The 19,074-nt window shown below is 64.1% G+C and carries 20 protein-coding genes; 9 read left to right on the top strand and 11 right to left on the bottom strand.

Going from position 1 to position 19,074, the window contains the following annotated elements; genetic code table 11:
* Positions 1–240: 240 nt before the first annotated feature.
* The gene (gene folE / locus ACODTA_RS03635) at positions 241–825 is read left to right on the top strand and encodes a GTP cyclohydrolase I FolE (protein ID WP_222988393.1); all 585 of its coding nucleotides are present in this window, start codon (positions 241–243) and stop codon (positions 823–825) included.
* Here folE and ACODTA_RS03630 read toward each other — a convergent pair.
* Together ACODTA_RS03630 and yczE are read right to left on the bottom strand one after the other, a co-directional pair.
* A complete protein-coding gene (locus tag ACODTA_RS03630) occupies positions 822–1,661 on the bottom strand; it encodes a PhzF family phenazine biosynthesis protein (protein ID WP_489064437.1) in 840 nt (279 codons plus the stop codon). The two genes, folE and ACODTA_RS03630, sit on opposite strands and share 4 nt — an antisense overlap.
* A 17-nt stretch (positions 1,662–1,678) precedes the next feature.
* Positions 1,679–2,278, bottom strand: coding sequence for a membrane protein YczE (yczE, locus tag ACODTA_RS03625; RefSeq protein ID WP_489064436.1), 600 nt, complete (start codon positions 2,276–2,278; stop codon positions 1,679–1,681).
* 63 nt (positions 2,279–2,341) lie between these two features.
* Here yczE and yczR point away from each other — a divergent pair, with 63 nt between their 5' ends.
* Positions 2,342–3,796: a MocR-like transcription factor YczR gene (yczR, locus tag ACODTA_RS03620; protein WP_489064435.1), complete on the top strand. Its 1,455-nt coding sequence runs from the start codon at positions 2,342–2,344 to the stop codon at positions 3,794–3,796.
* A gap of 94 nt (positions 3,797–3,890) precedes the next feature.
* On the opposite strand, the gene rplI is transcribed toward yczR, so the two are convergent.
* The 4 genes from rplI to ACODTA_RS03600 all read right to left on the bottom strand — a co-directional run bounded on the left by rplI (position 3,891) and on the right by ACODTA_RS03600 (position 6,225).
* Entirely contained in the window at positions 3,891–4,478 is a 588-nt protein-coding gene (rplI, locus tag ACODTA_RS03615) for a 50S ribosomal protein L9 (RefSeq protein ID WP_489064434.1), read from the bottom strand.
* Positions 4,479–4,492: 14 nt separating this feature from the next.
* Positions 4,493–4,717 carry a 30S ribosomal protein S18 gene (rpsR, locus tag ACODTA_RS03610; protein ID WP_010125005.1) on the bottom strand — a complete coding sequence of 75 codons (225 nt, stop codon included), beginning with the start codon at positions 4,715–4,717 and terminating at the stop codon, positions 4,493–4,495.
* A gap of 12 nt (positions 4,718–4,729) precedes the next feature.
* Complete coding sequence (rpsF, locus tag ACODTA_RS03605) at positions 4,730–5,152, bottom strand: 30S ribosomal protein S6 (protein ID WP_489064433.1); 423 nt, start codon at positions 5,150–5,152, stop codon at positions 4,730–4,732.
* 155 nt (positions 5,153–5,307) lie between these two features.
* Complete coding sequence (locus ACODTA_RS03600) at positions 5,308–6,225, bottom strand: DMT family transporter (RefSeq protein WP_489064432.1); 918 nt, start codon at positions 6,223–6,225, stop codon at positions 5,308–5,310.
* A 135-nt stretch (positions 6,226–6,360) separates the two neighbouring features.
* Here ACODTA_RS03600 and ACODTA_RS03595 point away from each other — a divergent pair, with 135 nt between their 5' ends.
* Positions 6,361–7,893, top strand: coding sequence for an aminoacyl--tRNA ligase-related protein (locus tag ACODTA_RS03595; protein WP_489064431.1), 1,533 nt, complete (start codon positions 6,361–6,363; stop codon positions 7,891–7,893).
* Between the two features lie 104 nt (positions 7,894–7,997).
* Here the strand turns inward: ACODTA_RS03595 and dacB are convergent, their stop codons facing one another.
* The 3 genes from dacB to ACODTA_RS03580 are packed head-to-tail and all read right to left on the bottom strand — an operon-like array spanning position 7,998 to position 10,791.
* Positions 7,998–9,620, bottom strand: a complete 1,623-nt coding sequence (gene dacB, locus ACODTA_RS03590) for a D-alanyl-D-alanine carboxypeptidase/D-alanyl-D-alanine endopeptidase (RefSeq protein ID WP_489064430.1) — start codon at positions 9,618–9,620, stop codon at positions 7,998–8,000.
* A gap of 29 nt (positions 9,621–9,649) precedes the next feature.
* The gene (locus ACODTA_RS03585) at positions 9,650–10,111 is read right to left on the bottom strand and encodes a RidA family protein (protein ID WP_489064429.1); all 462 of its coding nucleotides are present in this window, start codon (positions 10,109–10,111) and stop codon (positions 9,650–9,652) included.
* Positions 10,108–10,791, bottom strand: coding sequence for a helix-turn-helix transcriptional regulator (locus ACODTA_RS03580; RefSeq protein WP_489064428.1), 684 nt, complete (start codon positions 10,789–10,791; stop codon positions 10,108–10,110). The genes ACODTA_RS03585 and ACODTA_RS03580 overlap by 4 nt, the downstream gene beginning before the upstream one ends.
* A gap of 121 nt (positions 10,792–10,912) precedes the next feature.
* Between ACODTA_RS03580 and ACODTA_RS03575 the strand changes: the two genes are divergently transcribed.
* Together ACODTA_RS03575 and ACODTA_RS03570 are read left to right on the top strand one after the other, a co-directional pair.
* Positions 10,913–11,884: a threo-3-hydroxy-L-aspartate ammonia-lyase gene (locus ACODTA_RS03575; RefSeq protein ID WP_489064427.1), complete on the top strand. Its 972-nt coding sequence runs from the start codon at positions 10,913–10,915 to the stop codon at positions 11,882–11,884.
* 79 nt (positions 11,885–11,963) lie between these two features.
* A complete protein-coding gene (locus ACODTA_RS03570) occupies positions 11,964–12,692 on the top strand; it encodes an oxygen-binding di-iron domain-containing protein (RefSeq protein WP_489064426.1) in 729 nt (242 codons plus the stop codon).
* A gap of 6 nt (positions 12,693–12,698) precedes the next feature.
* On the opposite strand, the gene pdxY is transcribed toward ACODTA_RS03570, so the two are convergent.
* Positions 12,699–13,553 (bottom strand): pyridoxal kinase, encoded by an 855-nt coding sequence (gene pdxY / locus ACODTA_RS03565; RefSeq protein WP_489064425.1) that lies wholly within the window; start codon positions 13,551–13,553, stop codon positions 12,699–12,701.
* Positions 13,554–13,578: 25 nt separating this feature from the next.
* Positions 13,579–14,328, bottom strand: a complete 750-nt coding sequence (locus ACODTA_RS03560; RefSeq protein WP_489064424.1) for an MOSC domain-containing protein — start codon at positions 14,326–14,328, stop codon at positions 13,579–13,581.
* Between ACODTA_RS03560 and ACODTA_RS03555 the strand changes: the two genes are divergently transcribed.
* The 4 genes from ACODTA_RS03555 (at position 14,327) to ACODTA_RS03540 (ending at position 19,059) form a co-directional block, all read left to right on the top strand.
* Positions 14,327–15,148 (top strand): GntR family transcriptional regulator, encoded by an 822-nt coding sequence (locus ACODTA_RS03555; RefSeq protein WP_489064423.1) that lies wholly within the window; start codon positions 14,327–14,329, stop codon positions 15,146–15,148. The genes ACODTA_RS03560 and ACODTA_RS03555 overlap by 2 nt on opposite strands.
* A 246-nt stretch (positions 15,149–15,394) precedes the next feature.
* Complete coding sequence (locus ACODTA_RS03550) at positions 15,395–16,492, top strand: membrane dipeptidase (protein ID WP_489064422.1); 1,098 nt, start codon at positions 15,395–15,397, stop codon at positions 16,490–16,492.
* Positions 16,489–17,676, top strand: coding sequence for a serine hydrolase domain-containing protein (locus ACODTA_RS03545; protein WP_489064421.1), 1,188 nt, complete (start codon positions 16,489–16,491; stop codon positions 17,674–17,676). Before ACODTA_RS03550 ends, ACODTA_RS03545 begins: the two co-directional genes overlap by 4 nt.
* Positions 17,677–17,679: 3 nt before the next feature.
* Entirely contained in the window at positions 17,680–19,059 is a 1,380-nt protein-coding gene (locus ACODTA_RS03540; RefSeq protein WP_489064420.1) for an alanine/glycine:cation symporter family protein, read from the top strand.
* Positions 19,060–19,074: the final 15 nt, after the last annotated feature.

The following is a 19,074-nucleotide window of genomic DNA, read 5'->3' as shown; positions in this document are numbered from 1 at the left end:
ATGTTGCGCGCAACTTACTTTCGCGTCAACCGGCGATTTCGTGATGAATCCTGCGTCGCTTCCATGACTTGGCTGGTCTTTGCGGATACTGGATCGCGCCCGCCTGCCGTAGCGTAAAGCGTTGCTTTTCCGGCAGCCCTCTTGCGTACCGCGACGGAGCGTCTATCCCGCGCTGGCACGTATCGCCTGGACGCAAAGGAGTGGAATGTGACGGACTCGGCTTCGCCGGAAGATGGCGACATGGTTTCCCCGCCGGCAAAACTGCCGGTGCCCGATCATGTTCAGGAGGCCGTCCGCACGCTGATCCGCTGGGCGGGCGACGATCCGCAGCGCGAAGGGCTGCTCGATACGCCTCAGCGCGTCGCGCGCGCCTGGAAGGAATATTGCCAGGGCTATGGCGAGGATCCCTCGCTCCACCTCTCTCGCACCTTTGAGGAAGTGGGCGGTTATGACGAAGTGGTGCTGCTCAAGGACATTCCGTTCCAGTCGCATTGCGAGCATCATATGGCGCCGATCATCGGCAAGGCGTCGATCGCCTATCTGCCCAATGATCGTGTGGTCGGCATCTCCAAGCTTGCGCGTGTCCTGCACGGCTTCGCCCGCCGCCTCCAGGTCCAGGAACGGCTGACCGCCGAAGTCGCCGACTGCATCTGGGAGCATCTCCATCCCCAGGGCGTCGCCGTGGTGATCGAGGCGAGCCATGCCTGCATGACGGCGCGTGGCGTCCGTACCCCCGGTGTCGCGATGACGACCAGCCGGGTTATGGGGTGCTTCCGTGATGACGAGCGCAGCCGGAAGGAAGTGCTCAGCCTGATGGGCTACTAGAAGCCGGCTGTACCGGTGAACAGAGTCTCGGTATTGCCCGCGATCCAGATCTCACCGACATCGTCACATTCGACGAAGATCCGCCCGCTGCGGCCGATCGCCGTGCCTTGCGCGGCGCGATAGCGTGGGCCGGCACGGCCCGAGCCGATCAGCCATTGCGCAAGCGACGCGTTCAGGCTGCCGGTGATCGGATCCTCGATCAGGCCACCGAACTGATCGCTGAAGATTGCGCGAACTTCCCAGTCGACGGGGTTGCCGGCGGGGTGGGGGCCGACAATGCCGATATCCGCCCGCTCGGGCCACGATCGTGCCGGGCGCAGCGCCAGCACCTCGTCCGCGGATTGCAGCATGATGCCAAGCCAGCCGGGGCCATTGTCTACCCAATTGGCGTCGATCACCGCCGCTCGCTCGATCCCCAATATGGCGGCGGCGCGTTCGATATCGGCTTCGTTTACCGGCCCGGACCGGAGCAGCGGCGGCGCGGCGAATGCCAGCCCGTTGTCGGTGCGACGGATTGGGATCAACCCGGCCTCGCATTGCTGGATGATCTTTTCACCCCTGGCGATACCGCCTGCCTGAAGCCAGGCATGGCAGGTTCCAAGCGTCGGGTGTCCGGCGAAGGGCAGTTCGCGGTCGAGCGTGAAGATCCGCACCCGATAGTCCGCGTCCGGCGAAGAGGGCGGCAGTAGGAACGTCGTTTCCGACAGGTTGAGCCAGCGTGTGATCTGCTGCATCTCTTCGGTCGAGAGGCCGTCTCCGGAGGCGATCACCGCCACCGGATTGCCCTTGAAGCGCTCTGCGCCGAACACGTCGACGAGTTGGAAGGACCGGGTCATGGCATATGCTCCTTGGCTCAGGTCAGGCGCGGCCGCAGCGGCGCGGGACGTTGATCCATCATCGTGAGAAAGAACTGCACCAGCGAGCCGATGCCGAAAGCGAAAAGCACGGTGCCGAGCCCGACGGTGCCGCCGAGCAGCCAGCCGCCGGCAAGCACGCACAGTTCGATCGTGGTGCGAATGAGCCGGACCGACAGACCTGTGCGCGCGACCAGCCCGGTCATCAGCCCGTCGCGTGGCCCGGGCCCGAAGCCTGCGCCGATATAGGCGGCGCTGGCAAGACCGCACAGCACGATGCCGGACACCAGCATGGCGATGCGCGCCGGCATCCCCACAGGCGAGCCGATCAGCGCCAGCGCCGCATCGCTGGCGATGCCGATCAGCAGCATGTTGCTGATGGTGCCCAGGCCCGGCCGCTGCCGCATCGGGATCCAGAGCAGCATGACGATCACGCCGACGATCAGCACGACGGTTCCGAAACTCAGTCCGGTATGCTTCGCCACGCCCTGATGGAACACGCCCCAGGGATCGAGGCCGAGATTGGACCGCAACATCAGCGCGGAGGCAAGGCCATAGAGAAGGAGGCCGGCATAGAGCTGGATCAGGCGACGTTTCATGATGGGCGCCTCTTCCGCCAGATTGGCCTTGTTTTAAATAGCCACTTTCTTCATGCTGGCCTGATGATACGCAGCATCGGTACGGCATCGCTGGTTCGCCAGCTCGGGTTATGGCGCGGCCAGGCGGGGGGCGCCGCTTACCGTCAGCTTGCCGATGGCGTCCGATTGCTGATTTTGGATGGCCGATTGCCCATCGGGGTCCGTATTCCGGGCGAACGCGATCTTGCCGCGGCGCTGGATGTCAGCCGGACGACTGTGACGGCAGCGTTCGCGCAGTTGCGCGAAGAAGGATATCTCGACAGTCGGCAGGGATCGGGCAGTCGCACGAGCCTGCCGGATCGCCGCGCGGATCGCCCGCCGGCGGAAACCGGCGAGGTGGAGCCGGGGATCGTTGATCTGGCAGTCGCGGCGCTGCCCGCGACCGAGACTGTTCATCACGCCTACCGCAGTGCACTCGCCAGCCTGCCACGCCATTTGCCGGGGCATGGTTATGAGCGCGTCGGCCTCGACGAATTGAGAGCGGTGATCGCTGAGCGCTATACGCGGCGCGGCTGCCCGACCGTGCCCGAGCAGATCCTGGTGACGCATGGCGCGCTCCACGGTTTCGGTCTGTTGCTGCGCCTGCTGGTCGGGCCGGGCGATCGCGTCGTCGTCGATCATCCGACCTATCCCCACGCCATCGATGCCATTCATCAGGCGTCTTGCCGCGCGGTGCCGGTGGGACTGCCCGGCCGGGGCTGGGACGTGGAGGCGATCGAGGCGGCTTTCCGGCAGACCGGACCTCGGCTCGCCTATCTCCTGCCCGATTTCCATAATCCGACCGGGCGATGCATGGATGAGGAAACCCGCGCGCGCATCTCCGATCTGGCGGAGCGGACGCGCACCACCATCGTCGCGGACGAGACCATGGTCGACCTCTGGATCGACGGGCCGCCGCCGGCTTCGCTCGCGGCGCATGACCGCGCCGGGCGCGTTGTGACGCTGGGATCGACCGGAAAGAGCTTCTGGGGTGGCCTCAGGGTGGGTTGGATGCGCGCGGAACCGCGACTGATTGAAGGCGCCGCGCGCGTGCGTGCCGCGCTCGATCTCGGCACGCCGGTTCTGGAGCAACTTGCCGCGACGATGCTGTTGGCTGACGATGGCGGGGACCTCGATCGTCGCCGAACGGCGGTTCGTGCACAGCGGGCGGCACTGGCCGCGCTGGTTGATACGCATCTGCCGGACTGGACGGTCGCGCTGCCCCCCGGCGGTTTGTCGCTTTGGGCCGAACTGCCGGTGCCGGCGAGCACCGCGCTGGCGGCGACGTCTGAACTTCATGGTGTCAGAATCGGGGCAGGGCCGCGCTTCGGTGTCGACGGATCGTTCGAACGCTTCGTTAGGCTGCCTTTCGCGTTGCCCGAGGATTTGCTCGAAACCGCGATAGTCCGGCTCGCCCGCGCCTGGAACGCGCTGGGGCCCGGTGCACGCGCGATGCGCCAGGACGGCGCCGCGCGACAGGCGCTCGCTCAGCTTTACTGACTTTTCCGAACGGCGGGAAAATCCACCTCAGGCAAAGAAAAAGCCGCCCGATCGGGTGATCAGGCGGCTCTTGCTCTGTCCGTCTTGCCGGAAATCAGGCTTCCGCCTGCTCCTCGGCGACCGTGGCGATTTCGCCCGGCTCGGCGTTCGGATCGAACTCTTCGGTGAAGCCCGATTCGTCCTTTTCGAACATCGCCGCCATGACGTCGACGCCCTGCGCCTGCAGTTCGGCCTCTTCGGGCGACCGCGCGACGTTGACCTTGACGGTCACCGACACCTCGGGGTGCAGCGCGATCTTCACGGTCTCGACGCCGATCGATTTGATGGGCTTGTCGAGGACGACCATCGACTTGCTGACCTTGGCGCCGTCGGCTTCCAACGCATCGACGATGTCGCGGACCGAAACCGAACCATAGAGCTGGCCGGTGTTCGATGCCTGACGGATGAGCGTGACGCTCTTGCCGTCGATGGCCTTCGACGCGGTCTCCGCATCGGTGCGGCGCTCGGCGTTATCAGCCACGATGCGCTCGCGATTGGCTTCGAAGACCTTGCGATTCGCTTCGTTGGCGCGAAGCGCCTTCTTGCGGGGGAGGAGGAAATTGCGTGCGAAGCCGTCCTTGACGGTGACGACGTCACCGATCTGACCGAGCTTTTCGACGCGTTCGAGCAGGATCACTTGCATTGCTCAGGTGCTCCTTACTTCACGATATAGGGAAGAAGCCCGATGTGACGGGCGCGCTTGATCGCCTTGGCGAGTTCGCGCTGCTTCTTGGCGGAAACCGCGGTGATGCGGCTGGGAACGATCTTGCCGCGCTCGGACACGAAGCCCTGCAGCAGACGAACGTCCTTGTAATCGATCCGGGGCGCGTCCTTCGCGGAGAAGGGGCAGCTCTTGCGGCGGCGGAAGAATGGGCGTGCCATGATGCGTGCTCCTTATTCGGCGTCTTCGCGGCGGGGACGGTCTTCGCGGTCGCCACGGGGGCGGTCACCACGATCGCCACGATCACCGCGCTCGCCACGGGTGCGCTCACGATCGCCCTTGCGCATCATCACCGACGGGCCGGCTTCGTGCGTTTCGACCTTGATGGTCATGTAGCGAATGATGTCTTCGTTGATCGCGGTCTGGCGCTCCAGCTCGGCGACGACGCCGGCAGGCGCATCGATCTCGAGCATCACATAGTGCGCCTTGCGGTTCTTCGCGATCTTGTAGGCGATGTTGCGAAGGCCCCAGGTCTCGGTCTTCACGACCTTGCCCTGATTGTCCTCGACGATCTTGGTGGCGGTTTCCGCCAGCGCGTCCACTTGCGCCTGTGCCAGATCCTGGCGCGCAAGGAACACGTGCTCGTATAGAGCCATGTCCGTTTCCTCTGTTGGCCGATCGCTGACGCCGCACCATGCGGACGCCCCTCCGGCTATCGTCTCAAAAGCAAACCAGGGCGGAAAGACGTGCTTTCCACCCCGGATGGGCGGCCATTGGCGCAAAAGTGGCCGGAATGCAAGTCCGGAATGGGTCAGTCGGCGGCCGCGATCGCGGTTTCGGTGTTGCGCCTTGCCAGCCTGTGCTCGCGCCAGACGATGTAGAGGCCGCTGGCGATGATCAATGGCGCGCCCAGCCAGGTCGATGCGGTGGGCAGCACGCCGAACAGCAGCCAGCCGTAGAGCGTCGCCCAGATCAGGCTGGAATAGTCCATCGGCACCACCGTCGATACCGGCGCCCAGCGCAATGCGGAGGTCAGCGCCATTTGCCCGATCCCGCCGATCAGCCCGATGCTGACGAGCAGCGCCCAGGTGGTGGCGTCATGCGCGCGCGCGAAAAAGGGATAGGCGAGGCCGAGGATCGGAATCGACAGGACCGAGAACCAGAAGACCGTCGTCGTCGGACTCTCTGTCCTGCCCAGTTCGCGGATCTGGATGCTGATGAGCGCGACCATGAAGGCGGCGGACAGCCCGATCGCCGCGCCGAACAGCGGGAAATGCCCATTGCCAGGCTGGACGACGAGCAGCACGCCGATGAATCCGATCAGCACGGCCGACCAGCGATGCAGTCCAGCCACTTCCTTGAGCAGCAGGGTCGAGAGGATCGTCGCGAAGATCGGCACGGTGAATTGCAGCGTCGTCGCTTCGGCGAGCGGCAACAGGATGACCGCGCCGAAATTCGCGACCATGCCGATCAGGCCGAACAGCGTGCGGGTGACGTGCCGGCCGATCCGTGCCGTCCGCAGCGAGCCGATGCCGGGCCCGGCGAGCACGATGGCAAGCACGACCGGAACGGCGAAGAATTGGCGGAAGAACAATGTCTCGGCCAGTTGGACGCCATGCATCGACGCCAGCTTGATCAGCGCGGACATCGTCGCGAGCGCGGCGATTGCAAGCAAGCGCAGGCCGAGCGCGTAAAGCGGGCGTTGCGCGGCATGCTGGGTGGCGGCCATGAAATGGGCCTTGGCGCAATTCGCGGTAAGAAGACAACCGCCATTGCCGGAAATGCTTTCGCCGTGACGCCGAACTGGGGTAGGGGCACCGACCGGAACGCGATTTCGCGACAACCCTGAACCTTTGAGAGACCGATGAAGCACGCCCTCAACGTCACCCGCGCGCAGGATTTCGCCGCCTGGTATCAGGCGGTCATTGCCGAGGCCGACCTGGCCGAGGACAGCGGCGTGCGCGGCTGCATGGTCATGCGGCCCTGGGGCTATGGCATCTGGGAACGCATCCAGCGGTTGCTCGACGATCGCATCCGCGCCGCAGGCTACGACAATTGCTATTTCCCGCTGTTCATCCCGCTTTCCTATTTCGAGAAGGAAGCGGAGCATGTCGAGGGTTTCGCCAAGGAAATGGCGGTCGTCACGCATCACCGCCTGGTCGGCGACGGCAAGGGCGGGCTGATGCCCGATCCGGCCGCCAAGCTGGAGGAGCCGCTGGTGGTGCGGCCGACGAGCGAGACGGTGATCGGCACCGCATTCTCGCGCTGGGTGCAAAGCTGGCGTGATCTGCCGGTGCAGATCAACCAGTGGGCAAACATCGTCCGCTGGGAGATGCGCACGCGCATGTTCCTGCGCACCGCCGAATTCCTGTGGCAGGAAGGGCATGCGGCTTATGCGTCGGCCGAGCAGGCGCGCGAGGAGACGCTGAAGGCGCTCGAAATGTATCGCAGCTTCGCCGAGGATTGCGTTGCGCTGCCCGTGATCGCGGGCGAGAAGCCCGAGAATGAGCGTTTCCCCGGCGCCGTCGCGACCTATTCGATCGAGGCGATGATGCAGGACGGCAAGGCGTTGCAGGCGGGCACCAGCCATTTCCTGGGCACCAATTTCGCGTCCGCGCAGAATATCCGCTTCCAGAACAGCCAGGGCGAGCAGGAACTGGCCAATACGATCAGCTGGGGCATGTCCACCCGGATGATCGGCGGACTGATCATGGTGCATGGCGATGACGACGGCCTGCGCGTGCCGCCGCGCGTCGCGCCCTGGCAGGTCGTGATCGTGCCGATGCTGCGCGAGACCGACGAGGACGTCGCGATCCTCGACTATTGCCGCTCGCTTGCCGGCGAACTCAATGCGCTCTCCGCATTCGGCGAACCCGTGCGCGCGCTCGTCGATACCAAGGCGACGAAAGCGAGCGCCAAGCGCTGGGGTTGGGTGAAGAAGGGCGCGCCGGTGATCGTCGAGGTCGGGCCGCGCGATGTCGCTTCGGGCAATGTCGCGGTGCTGCGCCGCGACCGGCTCTATGGTGACGGGGGCAAGCTGGCCTCCGCCTTCGTGCCCCGCGGCGAATTCATCGGTCAGGTGGCTGGGTTGATCGAAGAGATCCAGGCGACGCTTCACGGCGAGGCGCGCGCGCGGCTCGAAGGCAACATCGATCGCGGCGTCACCGATTTCGCTGGCCTCGAAGCCTTTTTCAGTGAGAAGACGCAGTTCCCGGGCTGGGCCGAAGTGCAATGGAGCCGGCCGACCGGGACCGCGCTCGACGGTGTCGTGGAGCGGCTTAAGGCGCTCAAGCTGACCATCCGCAACACGCCGATGGACGCGGTAGCGGCCGACGGCGTCTGCATCTTCACCGGCGAGCCGGCGGTCGAGCGGATCCTGATCGGGCGTTCCTATTGACCCGATGAGGGCGGCCGGACCACCGTCATTCTGGCGAAAGATGCCGGAGGCCGTGGCGAGCGTATCCCAGCGATGACGCGCCGGCCCGGCGCTGGGACCATCTACTATCGTGCCGCGCGGATCGGATAGAGATTGATGGCCTCGGCGATCCGGGCGACGGTGTTGCCGCCGACGGCGCGAACCTTCTCGCGCATGGCGACGTTGTCGCCGACACGCGCGTCGATCGGCACACGGTTGAGCAGCACCGCGAAGGCAACGCGCTCGCCCGATGGCGTGGTCGTATAGCCCGCCAGCCCCTTCGCCTTGAGCATATAGCCGTCGTTGAGCAGATTGGGTTCGACCGACGTGCCCGTTTTCGCGACGATCCGGCCGGTGGCGGGCGAATTGGGCAGCGCGTCGCCCAATGTCCCGTCCTTGCCGAAGATCGGCAGGCCGTCCCTGAACTTCTCGAAGAACGGCATTTCGGTCATCGCGGCCAGATAGGCGGCGAGGAAATTGGGAGAAAAGAGCGAGCTGCCATTGCCGTGCGAGTGCACGGCGCCGGACAGGTCCAGCCCCTTGGACGCGATGAATTTATGCGCCAGCGTGAAACCCCTGGCCTCTGGGCCCCTGGTGTCCGCCAGTTCGGGCTCGCCCTTCACCATGCTGCCGGTGACGAACGGGATCAGCGTCGCGTGCAGGTTGTGGCTGACCTTGAGGATCACTTTCGCGTCCTCGCTGAACGGCGGGGAGACGAACTCCGCGACGCGGTTTTCCGGTGTGTAGAAGCGCTTGAGTCCGCCGCCCGTACCAGCGTCGTCGGCGGCCGCGGTCGTTTGAACGGCGATGCCGGCGCGCGACAGTTCCTGTGCGAACAACGCGGTCGCGAAACGCGAGGGGCTGGCGACGAAATAGGGCTGGAGGTAGGGCTTTGCGCCGGCGGGGATCTGCCCGCTCAGCATGACCCGGATATTGCCGTCCGGCGCGCGTTTTTCCGACAGGCGGATCATCAGCGGGGAACCCGTCGCCGATGTACGGATCTGGTTGTCGAAGCTGATATAGGGAAGCTGGAGTGAGGCGGTGATCTGCGCCGGCGCGCCCGGCTGGCCGGCGCGCACCACCAGGTCGATCATGTTGTCGTTGACCGTGATCGACGAGATCGTGGCGCCGGATCCGACTTCGCGCGCCCCCTCCGGAAACAGGCTGGCATCGACGATGATCCTACCCTGTATGCGCTTGATGCCGGCGGCCGCCACCTGCCGGGCGAGATCGGCCAATGGCTGGACGGGATTCCCCGGCAGAGGAACGGCGTCGTAGCCGCCATAGGAATGATCCTCGCCCACATGGATCAGCGTGTCGCGATCGTGCACCCGGCTCGACAGATTTGCATCGCCGCGCCCGACCAGAACCAGATCGCCCTGCAACACGCCGTTCCGGATCGGGCCGGTACGATAGACGGGCGTGCGGAACCTGTAGTCTGGGCCGAGCAGAGCCAGGCCGGCGCCGACCGCGACGACCTTCGTCGTCGATGCGCCATCCATGAGCGTTTCACCGTTCCAGGAATAGATGAGCTGCTTGCGGTCGAGAGAGTAGATAGCGACGCCAAACAGCGAATGGGCGAAGGCTGGATCCTTTCGGATTTCCTCGAAGCGGCTCTCGAAGCTGGCCGCATCCTGCCCGTGCGATACGGTCGAGAAGACCAGCGCGACCCCTGAGAGGCCCAGGAACGTGCGTCTGAGAAGCGTCATAGGGCCAGTTCCTCCAAAAATGATGTCCGTCAGTCGATCGCGACGATCGCATCCACCTCGACCGCGCAGTTGCGCGGCAGTTTCTTGACCCCCACGCTCGAGCGCGTGTGACGGCCCTTTTCGCCGAAAATCTCGACCAGCAGATCCGAACATCCGTTCGTCACCTGCGGGATTTTGGTAAAGTCGTCCGCCGCCTGGACATAGCCGGTCAGCCGAAGGATGCGTTCGACCCGTTCGAACTTGCCGTCGAGCGCGGCGGAGATTTGACGGATCAGGTTGATGCCGCAAAGGCGGGCGGCTTCCACGCCTTGCGCCAGATCGATGTCGCCACCGACCACACCCGTGATGCTGTTATCTCCATCCACCGATACCTGGCCGGAAATATAGAGATGATTGCCGTTGATCAGCCACGGAACATAATGGCCGCCGGGCGCGCGCGGCATAGAGGGATCGATGCCCGCGGCGGCAAGGCGGGCTGCGATGTCGATCATCGCGCTGCCTCCGCCCGCTCGATCTGGTTCAGTGCATTGTAGAGCGTGGTCCGCGATATGCCGAGCGTGTCGGCGGCGGAGGAGGGGGCTCCTCGTAATCGCAACAGCCCCGATTCCGCGAGCATCTGGATCGCCTGGCGCCGCTGGTCGGCGGAGAGCGCGCGCGGCTGCGCGCCCTGGCGGGCCGCGAATTCCTCAAGCAATCGCGTGATCTCGTCGAGCGAGCGGCCGCGCAGCGATTCCTTCACCGGCGATGCCGCGCCGGTCGAGATCAACTGGTCGATCACGCGGTTCGCCGACGAGAGGAGCGAGATATCCATGTTTATGCAGATCGCCGCGACGCAACGCCCGGCGGAATCGCGCAGGCCGATCGAGGTGCTCTTGGCGGGCCGACCGTCTGGAAACTGGTTTGGGTAACTTTGCAGGACATCCGGGAAATTCGGATCGTTGATCCGGCTGAGCCCGAGTTCGGTGGTGGAGTCGCCGATCTTCCGGCCCGAGAGCGGGTTTTCGATCGCCACGATCGAGTGGGCCGGCTGCTTCAGATCGTGCAGCACGACTTCGCAGGTCGGTGCGAACATGTCCGCCAGCGCCTTCGCGATGGTTTCGCCGGTCCGCAGCAGCAGCGCATGTTCACGGTCCACCTGATTGTCCGGCTGGCTTTCGGCTGGCTTTCGCATTCATCCCCGCAATCTGGCTTGATGGCTATCGAATAGGCATTGGTTGTCAAGCCGTCAATATATTGACAGTTAGTTCAATGTCGGGAAAGTGATCGACGAGGAAAACGGTGGGAGGTGCGAGATGACAAGTCCTGATTCGCTGATGTGCCCGAGCTTCGAGGATGTCCGCCAGGCATCGGTCCGGCTCGCCGGTGTCGCGCATGTGACGCCGGTCATGACCTCCCGCCAGGCGGATGCGCAAACGGGCGCCAGCCTTTTCTTCAAGATGGAGAATCTTCAGCGGGGCGGGGCGTTCAAGTTCCGTGGCGCCTATAACGCGGTCGCAAGCCTGTCGACGGAGGCGCGCAAGGCGGGGGTGGTTGCCTTTTCCTCGGGCAACCATGCATTGTCGGTGGCGTTGGCTTGCCGGTTGCTCGGGGTCAGGGCCACGATCATCATGCCGAACGATGCACCGCAGGCGAAGATGGCGGCGGCGCGCGACTATGGCGCCGAGGTGATCCTCTATGATCGTGCGACGGGCGATCGCGATGCGATGGCAGCGGACCTGGCGCATCAGCGCGGGCTGGCGGTGATCCCGCCCTTTGATCATCCGCATGTGATCGCGGGACAAGGAACCGCCACAGCCGAACTGATCGAGGCGGTGGGGCCGCTCGACTATCTGTTCGTCCCTGTCGGCGGTGGCGGCCTGATCGCGGGATCTGCGCTGGCGGCGGCGGCGCTTTCGCCCGATTGCCAGGTCGTCGGCGTGGAGCCGCAGGCTGGCGACGATGGGCGCCGTTCGTTCGAAAGCGGTTCGATCGTCACCATCGATACGCCCGACACCATCGCGGATGGCGCGCGGACCCGCAGCCTGGGCGAATATCCCTTCGATATCATCCGCCGCCATGTGCGGAGGATGACGACGGTGAGCGATGCGGCGCTGGAGTGGCAGATGTCCTTCTTCCTCCAGCGGATGAAGATGCTCGTCGAACCCACCGGTTGCCTGGGCGCGGCGGCCGCCTTCGCCGAGGCGGAGAAGTGCGCGCGGATTGGCATCATCGTTTCCGGCGGCAATGTCGACCTGCCGGCGCTGGGGCGGCTGGCGGCGGCCTGATAGCGGCCTCGACACGGGGCGGCTCATCGGCGATGATCCTCTTGTCCGGCGCCGATGCGCGTCGGGCGGGGGGGCTCGCATGGAAACCCAGGCTGACGAAATCGCTCCCGGCATCTACCGGCTGTCGACCTATCTTCCCGATGTCGCGCCGCCCGCCGGCTTCACCTTCAACCAGTTCCTGATCGTCGCGGACGAGCCCCTGCTTTATCACTGCGGCCCCAGATCGCTGTTTCCGCTGGTTTCGGCGGCCGTCGCGTCGATCCTCCCGGTCGAACGCCTGCGCTGGATCAGTTTCGGCCATATTGAGGCGGACGAGTGCGGCGCGATGAACCTGTGGCTGTCAGCGGCGCCCGATGCGCATGTGGTCTATACTCCCCTGGGTTGCGATGTATCCGTGAACGATCTGGCCGATCGTCCACCCAGGGCATTGGCCGACGGGGAGGTGCTGGATCTTGGCGGCAAGCGCGTCCGCCTGATCGCTACGCCGCACGTGCCTCATGGCTGGGAAGCACAGGCATTGTACGAGGAAGTCACGGGCACATTATTCTGTGGCGATCTGTTCTCGCATGTCGGCAATGGCGCGCCCTTGGTCGAGGAGGATATCGTTCCCGCCGCCATGGCCGCCGAGGATCTCTTCGCGGCGACCAGTCTTGGCCCGCAGACCGCACTGACACTGCGCAGACTGTCCGAATTGTCACCGACTGTGCTGGCGCTTATGCACGGATCATCGTTTCGCGGCGATGGGGCGAAGGCGCTTCAGAGGCTTGCCGATCGATATGAGCAGCGCCTGACGGCGTCGCAGGGCTGACGAAGGTCAGGGGCGCTTCGCGGCCGGCGGGCTGTCTTCATCGATCGGTTCGCAGGTGAAGCGAACCGAAGGCATGACGATCTCCGCCAGGCACGATTCCACCGGCATTTCGGACCAGGGTGCTTGATTGGTGCATGCGAGAACCGCGTGCACGGCCGCGACCGCGTTTCCGGCCGCATTGGTCAGTTGCTCTCCGCGGGCGAGCTTCGCCGCCAGGCAGGCGGTGAAAAGGTCCCCGCTGCCCGCCGGTCTTACCGGAAGACGGGGGGAGCGGATGCGCCATGCCTTGCCCTTGTCCAGCACGAGTGTCTGCAACTCTCCGGTGCCGCGATTTCCGGCCGTGATGATCACCCCGGCCGGGCCGATCGCCTGCACCGATCGGGCGGCGTCGAGGGCCTTCTCGCGATTTGTGAGCGCGCGTGCTTCCCACAGATTCGGTGTCGCGACATCGGCCAGCGGCAGCAGCCGTTGGGTGAAGACGCGTTGCAGGGCGGTTTCGACGAAACCGCCCAGGTCGTCATCGCCGCAAACGGGATCGCAGATGTGGATCAACTTCGGATTGCGTTCCTTCGCGCGTTCGACGAAGCCCGCAACGATTTCGCCATTTTCGGCCGAACCGAGATAGCCGGTGATCAGGATCGAGGCGGTTTCGGTGAGCCCGCGTTCCTCGACGCCCAGCAGGAGCTCGGCGAGCATGCCGCACGGAAGCACTCGGCCGCGCATCGTCGGATAATGGGGGTGATTGGAAAGCAGGGTGGTCGGCACGGCCGCGACCGTCAGCCCATGCGCCTGAAGTGCGGGCATCGCGGCGCTATTACCCACCTTGCCATGGACGACCTGGCTCTGGATGCTGATGATCATGTGATGCTCCCGCGACTTGGCTGGCTCATCCGGTCTCGCCATTCAGCCGCCGCGCCCAGTCTTCCACCTTGCCCGTGGCGCTGCGTTTCTCCGCGTGACGTCGCCAGCCCTCCGCCAGATGGGAAAGCCGCGACATGGCGGCAAGCTCCGGCATGTTGAGCGTATCGACATAGAGCGCGCGCCACAGTCGCTCGATCGTCCATTCGGGCGAAAGGCGATCGACCAGAACCAGCGTGTCGCCGGTGGCCACGGAGCCTTCCTCGATCACACGGTAGTACCAGCCTGTCCGGCCGCTCTCCTGCAGCCTGCGCGCCATATCGGCGACGCCGAAGCGCAGGTTGAGCTTCCAGCACGGCTGCCGCCCCTGGCTTATCTGGATCAACGCTGATCCCAGGCGGAAGGTGTCGCCCACCGCCAAGTCCGCTTCTGTCAGGCCGGTCGTGGCGAGATTCTCGCCGAACGCGCCCGGTCGCGAAAGGATTTCGCGTTCGCCGATCGTTTCGCGCCAATAGGCATAATGATCGGTCGCATAATGATGGACGGCCTTTTCAGGGCCGCCATGATGCTTCCGGTCCCCCTGCGCATCGCCCGACAGGCCTTCGCGCCCGAGCAGTACGCGTCCCTCGACGGCTTGTTTGTCGATGGCGCTGGGCGCGGCGCGGGGGCCTAGCGGCCTGACGGTGCCGATAAGGAGCTGTTCGAGCGGGATCATTGGAATTTCGACGATGGCCTGACCGATCGAGGCGGGAAGGGCGGGATCCGTATGATGCTGCATGTCGCGTGATTATGCCAGCGCACAGCGTGTGATAGCGCAACGGGCAATGGCCGGCGAAGCGCAGGTTGACACGGCGTTTGAGCTCGGTCCAAGTGCCGGGATCATCCATTTCCAGATCCAGGATCCAATGTCCAGCACCGACGCCGCTCGCCCGCCATCCACCGGACTTTGGCTGTTCGAACAGCTACGCGCCGCCATTATCAGGGGCGACTATCCCGGTGGCGAGCCGATCCGGCAAGAAGATATCGCTGAACGCTTCAATGTGAGCCGCATGCCAGTCCGCGAAGCGATGCGGCTGCTGGAGGCGGAGGGGCTCGTTACGAAGCAGCCGCATCGCGGCGCGGTCGTCGCGCAGCTCGATGCGGACGACGCGCTTGAACTGTTCCAGATCCGCGCGGTGTTGGAAGGGTTGGCGGTACGCCGCTCGTTTTCCGCGCTGACCGATGAGCAGGTGGTGGCGATCGAGCGTGCCCATGACGCGCTTGAGCAAGCCGACGCAGCGGAAAAGCAGGCGAGGCATAGCGAGTTCCATCTGTCGCTGTACGCCGCTGCCGGGCCTCGTCTGCAAAAGATGGTCAGCGATCAGCTCGATGCCGCGCGGCGTTACCATTTGCGTTTCGGGCGCCCGGGGATGGAGGTGTCCGATCGGGACAGGGCAGAGCACCTTGCGCTGATCGAAGCAGCACGCCGCAGGGACGTCGAAACGGCGTTCAACATCATCACCGCGCATGCCGGTGATAGCGGGGTCTCTATCTCCCGTTCGATTTCTGAGGCTGAAGAGCGTCGCGCGAATGATCGGAAGGCGGAGGGCGGTGGGTGACTGCCACATCCAACGAATTCCAACAAATTCTAATAATTACAATGCTATGTATGTAATCCGATAATCAGACCCGACTGTCTTTCGGCTTGGTGGATGTAATTCTCAATCAAATAGCTTGACATTGATATGCTGCTCGGTAGATTTACAATCTGAAAAAATGGATCCAAGATCCATGATCTGATTCGGCGTCAAAGGGGGCGTATGTCGTACGGATGCTTCAGTTCCGGCCGGGGGGCGGTTGCCCCGATGCGCCGGCGCGACGCGATTGCCGCGCTCGCGGCATTTGCATGTGTTGGCACCGCGCATGGCGCGACCTCGAAAAAGTCCGGCCCCTATGTGGACGGAATGAGCTTCCTGCCCGACAATCCCGCCGATCTGCGTGCCTCTGGGCTCGATGCGTTCATCTGCGATGTCTCGAAGGGCAAGATGGACACGGATGCCGCGGGCAACAGCTTCTACCATCGCACCTTCGAACTGTGCGACGAAAGCATCGCCGCCGCGTCGGCGCGGATCCGGTTGGATTTTCCGGGGTTGGGCATTGCGCTCAAAGGTTCGGATCTGACTGCCGGCCGGCCCGTCGCGATCTTCCAGTTCCAGGGCTGCGAGCCGATCGGGACCGACCTGTCGCGCATCGCCTATTTTCGAGACAAATCGCTGCGCATCCTTCAACTCACGCATAACGAAAGCAATGCCTTCGCGACCGCCTATACCGATGAGCGCAGCGGAGTCGGCCTGTCTCCGCTCGGCATCGAGGGCGTGCGCGAGATGAACCGCGTCGGCCTGATCCCCGATGTTTCGCACGCATCGGAGGCGACCGCGCTCGAAACCGTGAAATTGTCGAAGACGCCGACGATCCTGTCGCACGGCGCCTGCCGTGCGCTCCTCAATCATCCGCGTGCCGCGACCGACAGGATGATCCGCGCCGTCGCGGAGAGCGGCGGCGTGTTCGGCGTGTTCATGATGAGCTTCTGGCTCACCGACGCGCCGGTGCCGACGCCGGACCATTATGTCGCGCATATCCGCCACGCCGTGAAACTTGCGGGCATCGACGCGGTCGGCATCGCCAACGATTATGCGATGGAGGGGCTGCAGGCGGAAGGGCGCCCGTTCGACAACAGCCGCGACATGCCGGGCAGCTATCACGGCTGGTGGGAAAGCAATCGCAAGCGCGGCATCCCGGGCTTCGGTCCGCTGCCGCAGCATGCGGTGATCCCGGAGTTCAACACGATCGATCGCATGGCGTTGATCCATCGCGCGCTGTTGCGTGGTGGCTTCAAGTCGTCGGAGGCGGACAAGATCATGGGCGGCAATTGGACCCGCTTCTTCAAGGAGAATCTTCGATGATCGCTCGGATGCCCATATTAACCGCTGCCATCTGCCTGGTCGCGGCGCCCGTTCCTGCGGTTGCCCAGTCGATCGACCGGACCTGGGCCGATATCGCCGCCGCTTATGACGCCGATCTGAAGGCTGAGGGCACGATCGGGTCCAGCATGGCGGTGACGCGCAACGGCAAGTTGGTGAAAGAGGCTTATTACGGTCTTGCCGACCGAGATGCCGGCCGCAAGGTCGATGCCGATACGCTGTTCCATTGGGCGTCGATCAGCAAGATGTTCACCGCGGTCGCGGTGCTCCAGCTTCGCGATCGCGGCAAGCTGTCGCTCGACGACAGGATCATCGATTATCTGCCCGAGACCAAGCAGATTCATAACCCGTTCGGGCCAATGTCGGGCATCACGCTCCGCCATCTGATCACGCACAGTTCGGGGCTGCGCGGCGCCACCTTCCCGTGGCGCGGCGACAATGACTGGGCGCCGCACGAACCCGCCAAATGGTCTCAGGTGGCGGCGATGATGCCCTATACCGAGATCGAGTTCGAGCCGGGCTCGAAGTTCAGCTATTCCAATCCCGGTACCTCGATGCTCGGCCGCGTGGTCGAGGAAATCACCGGCGACGACATCGAAAGCTATGTCACCAAGAACATCTTGATGCCGCTCGGCATGTCGCGCAGCTATTACGACAAGACGCCCTATTTCCTGCTGCCCCACCGTTCGAACAATTATTACATCGCCAAGGGTGCGGTGAAAGCGAACGGGCTGGAAGTCGATACCGGCGCCACCAATGGCAATGGCGGGTTGAACGGTCCGCTGTCGGACCTGCTGAAGTTCGCGCATTTCCTGTTGGGCGTGAACGACAACGGCAATTACGAAACCGTGCTCAGCCGGAAATCGTTGCTCGAGATGCGCCAGCCCTTGTTCGCGGCCGAAGACGATCGCGTGCCCAAACAGCAGATGGGGCTCAGCACCTTCACCATCGATCAGCCGGTGCCCGACGGCCGCACCCTGCGCTTTGTCGGTCATACAGGCGGGCAGATGGGTTTCGCGACGTTCGTCTATATCCAGCCAGAGAGTAACGTCGCGGTGGTGTTCGGATCGAACACACGCAGTTCCGATGCGCAAAGAAAGTCGGATGTTTTCGCCAAGACGCGAACGGCGCTCTTCACGCGCTTCCTGCCGCTGCTCGGCCGTTGAGACATGCTGCTTGCGCTTGAACGTCAGGTAGCCGCCTTGGCGGAATGGGTGTGGGATCTTCCACTCCTGATATTGTTGACAGGCGGCGGTCTCTATTTTCTGCTGGTCTCGCGCCTGTTGCCGTTCCGGCATGTCGGGCAGTCGTTGCGCGTGCTTAGCGGGCGCTACGACCGCGCCGACGATCCGGGGCAGATCAATCATTATCACGCGCTGTCGATCACATTGGCGGCGACGATCGGCATGGGCAGCGTATCGGGCGTGGCGGTCGCCATCGCGATGGGCGGGCCAGGCACGATCTTCTGGATGTGGGTGTCGGCGATCGTCGGCATGGCGACCAATTATTTCACCTGCACGCTGGCGGTGATGTACCGGGGCCGGGACTCGCTTGGCGAACTGCAAGGCGGGCCAATGTATGTGATCACCGAAGGGCTGGGACGGCGCTGGTGGCCGCTTGCCGCATTGTTCTGCGTGACGGGCATGTTCGGTTGTTTGCCGATCTTCAACGCGAATCAACTGACCCAGGCGATCCAGGTTCTCGGGCTGGAGCCCGCAGGCATCACGATGGGCGCCAGCGGCGATCTCGTGATCGGAATGGTGCTCGCCGGGATGGCGGCGGTGGTGATCTTCGGCGGGCTCGGAAGGATCAGCCAGGTCGCGGCTGCACTCGTTCCCGCGATGGTCGGCGTCTATTTCCTGGCGGTTCTCGGCATATTGATCATGCATGCCGATGTCGTGCCCCATTATTTTTCGCTGATCGTCACCGACGCCTTCAGCGCCGACTATTATGAGGGCGAGGCGATGTTCGGCGGGGCTCTTGGGGGACTGATCGTTCTCGGCGCACGGCGTGCGTCCTTTTCCAATGAAGCCGGCATCGGCACAGCCGCCCTGGCCTATGGGGCAGCCAAGACGTCCGAGCCCGTTCATGAAGGGCTGGTCGCCATGCTTTCACCGGTTGTCGACACGCTTGTCGTCTGCACGCTGACCGGCCTGGCGATCCTGGTGACCGATGCATGGAAAGTGGAGGGGCTAAACGGCGTGCTGATGACGGCGCGCGCGTTCAGCGACACCTATCCGGCGTTCGGCGGTGGGCTGCTGCTGATCTGCATCCTCGCTTTCGGCCTCGCAACGCTGTTCAGCTATTCCTATTTTGGAATGAAGTGCTTCTCCTTCCTGTTCGGGGCGCGGGTGAAGGGGGCCTATAACGGCATCTATATCGCCAGCATCGTGGTCGGCGCCGCATCGACGACAGCACTGATCGTCGGCTTCATCGACATCATGTTCGCGCTGATGGCGGTTCCCACAATGGTTTCGGGCGTCCTGCTGTCGCGCAAAGTGACGGCGGAGACGCGTGCCTATTTCCAGCGCGTTCGAGAGGCTGCATGACAATGGATTTTTCGG

The sequence above is a fragment of the Sphingomonas sp. FG14 genome (assembly GCF_057809675.1).
This window is presented reverse-complemented; position numbering and strand designations above follow the sequence as displayed.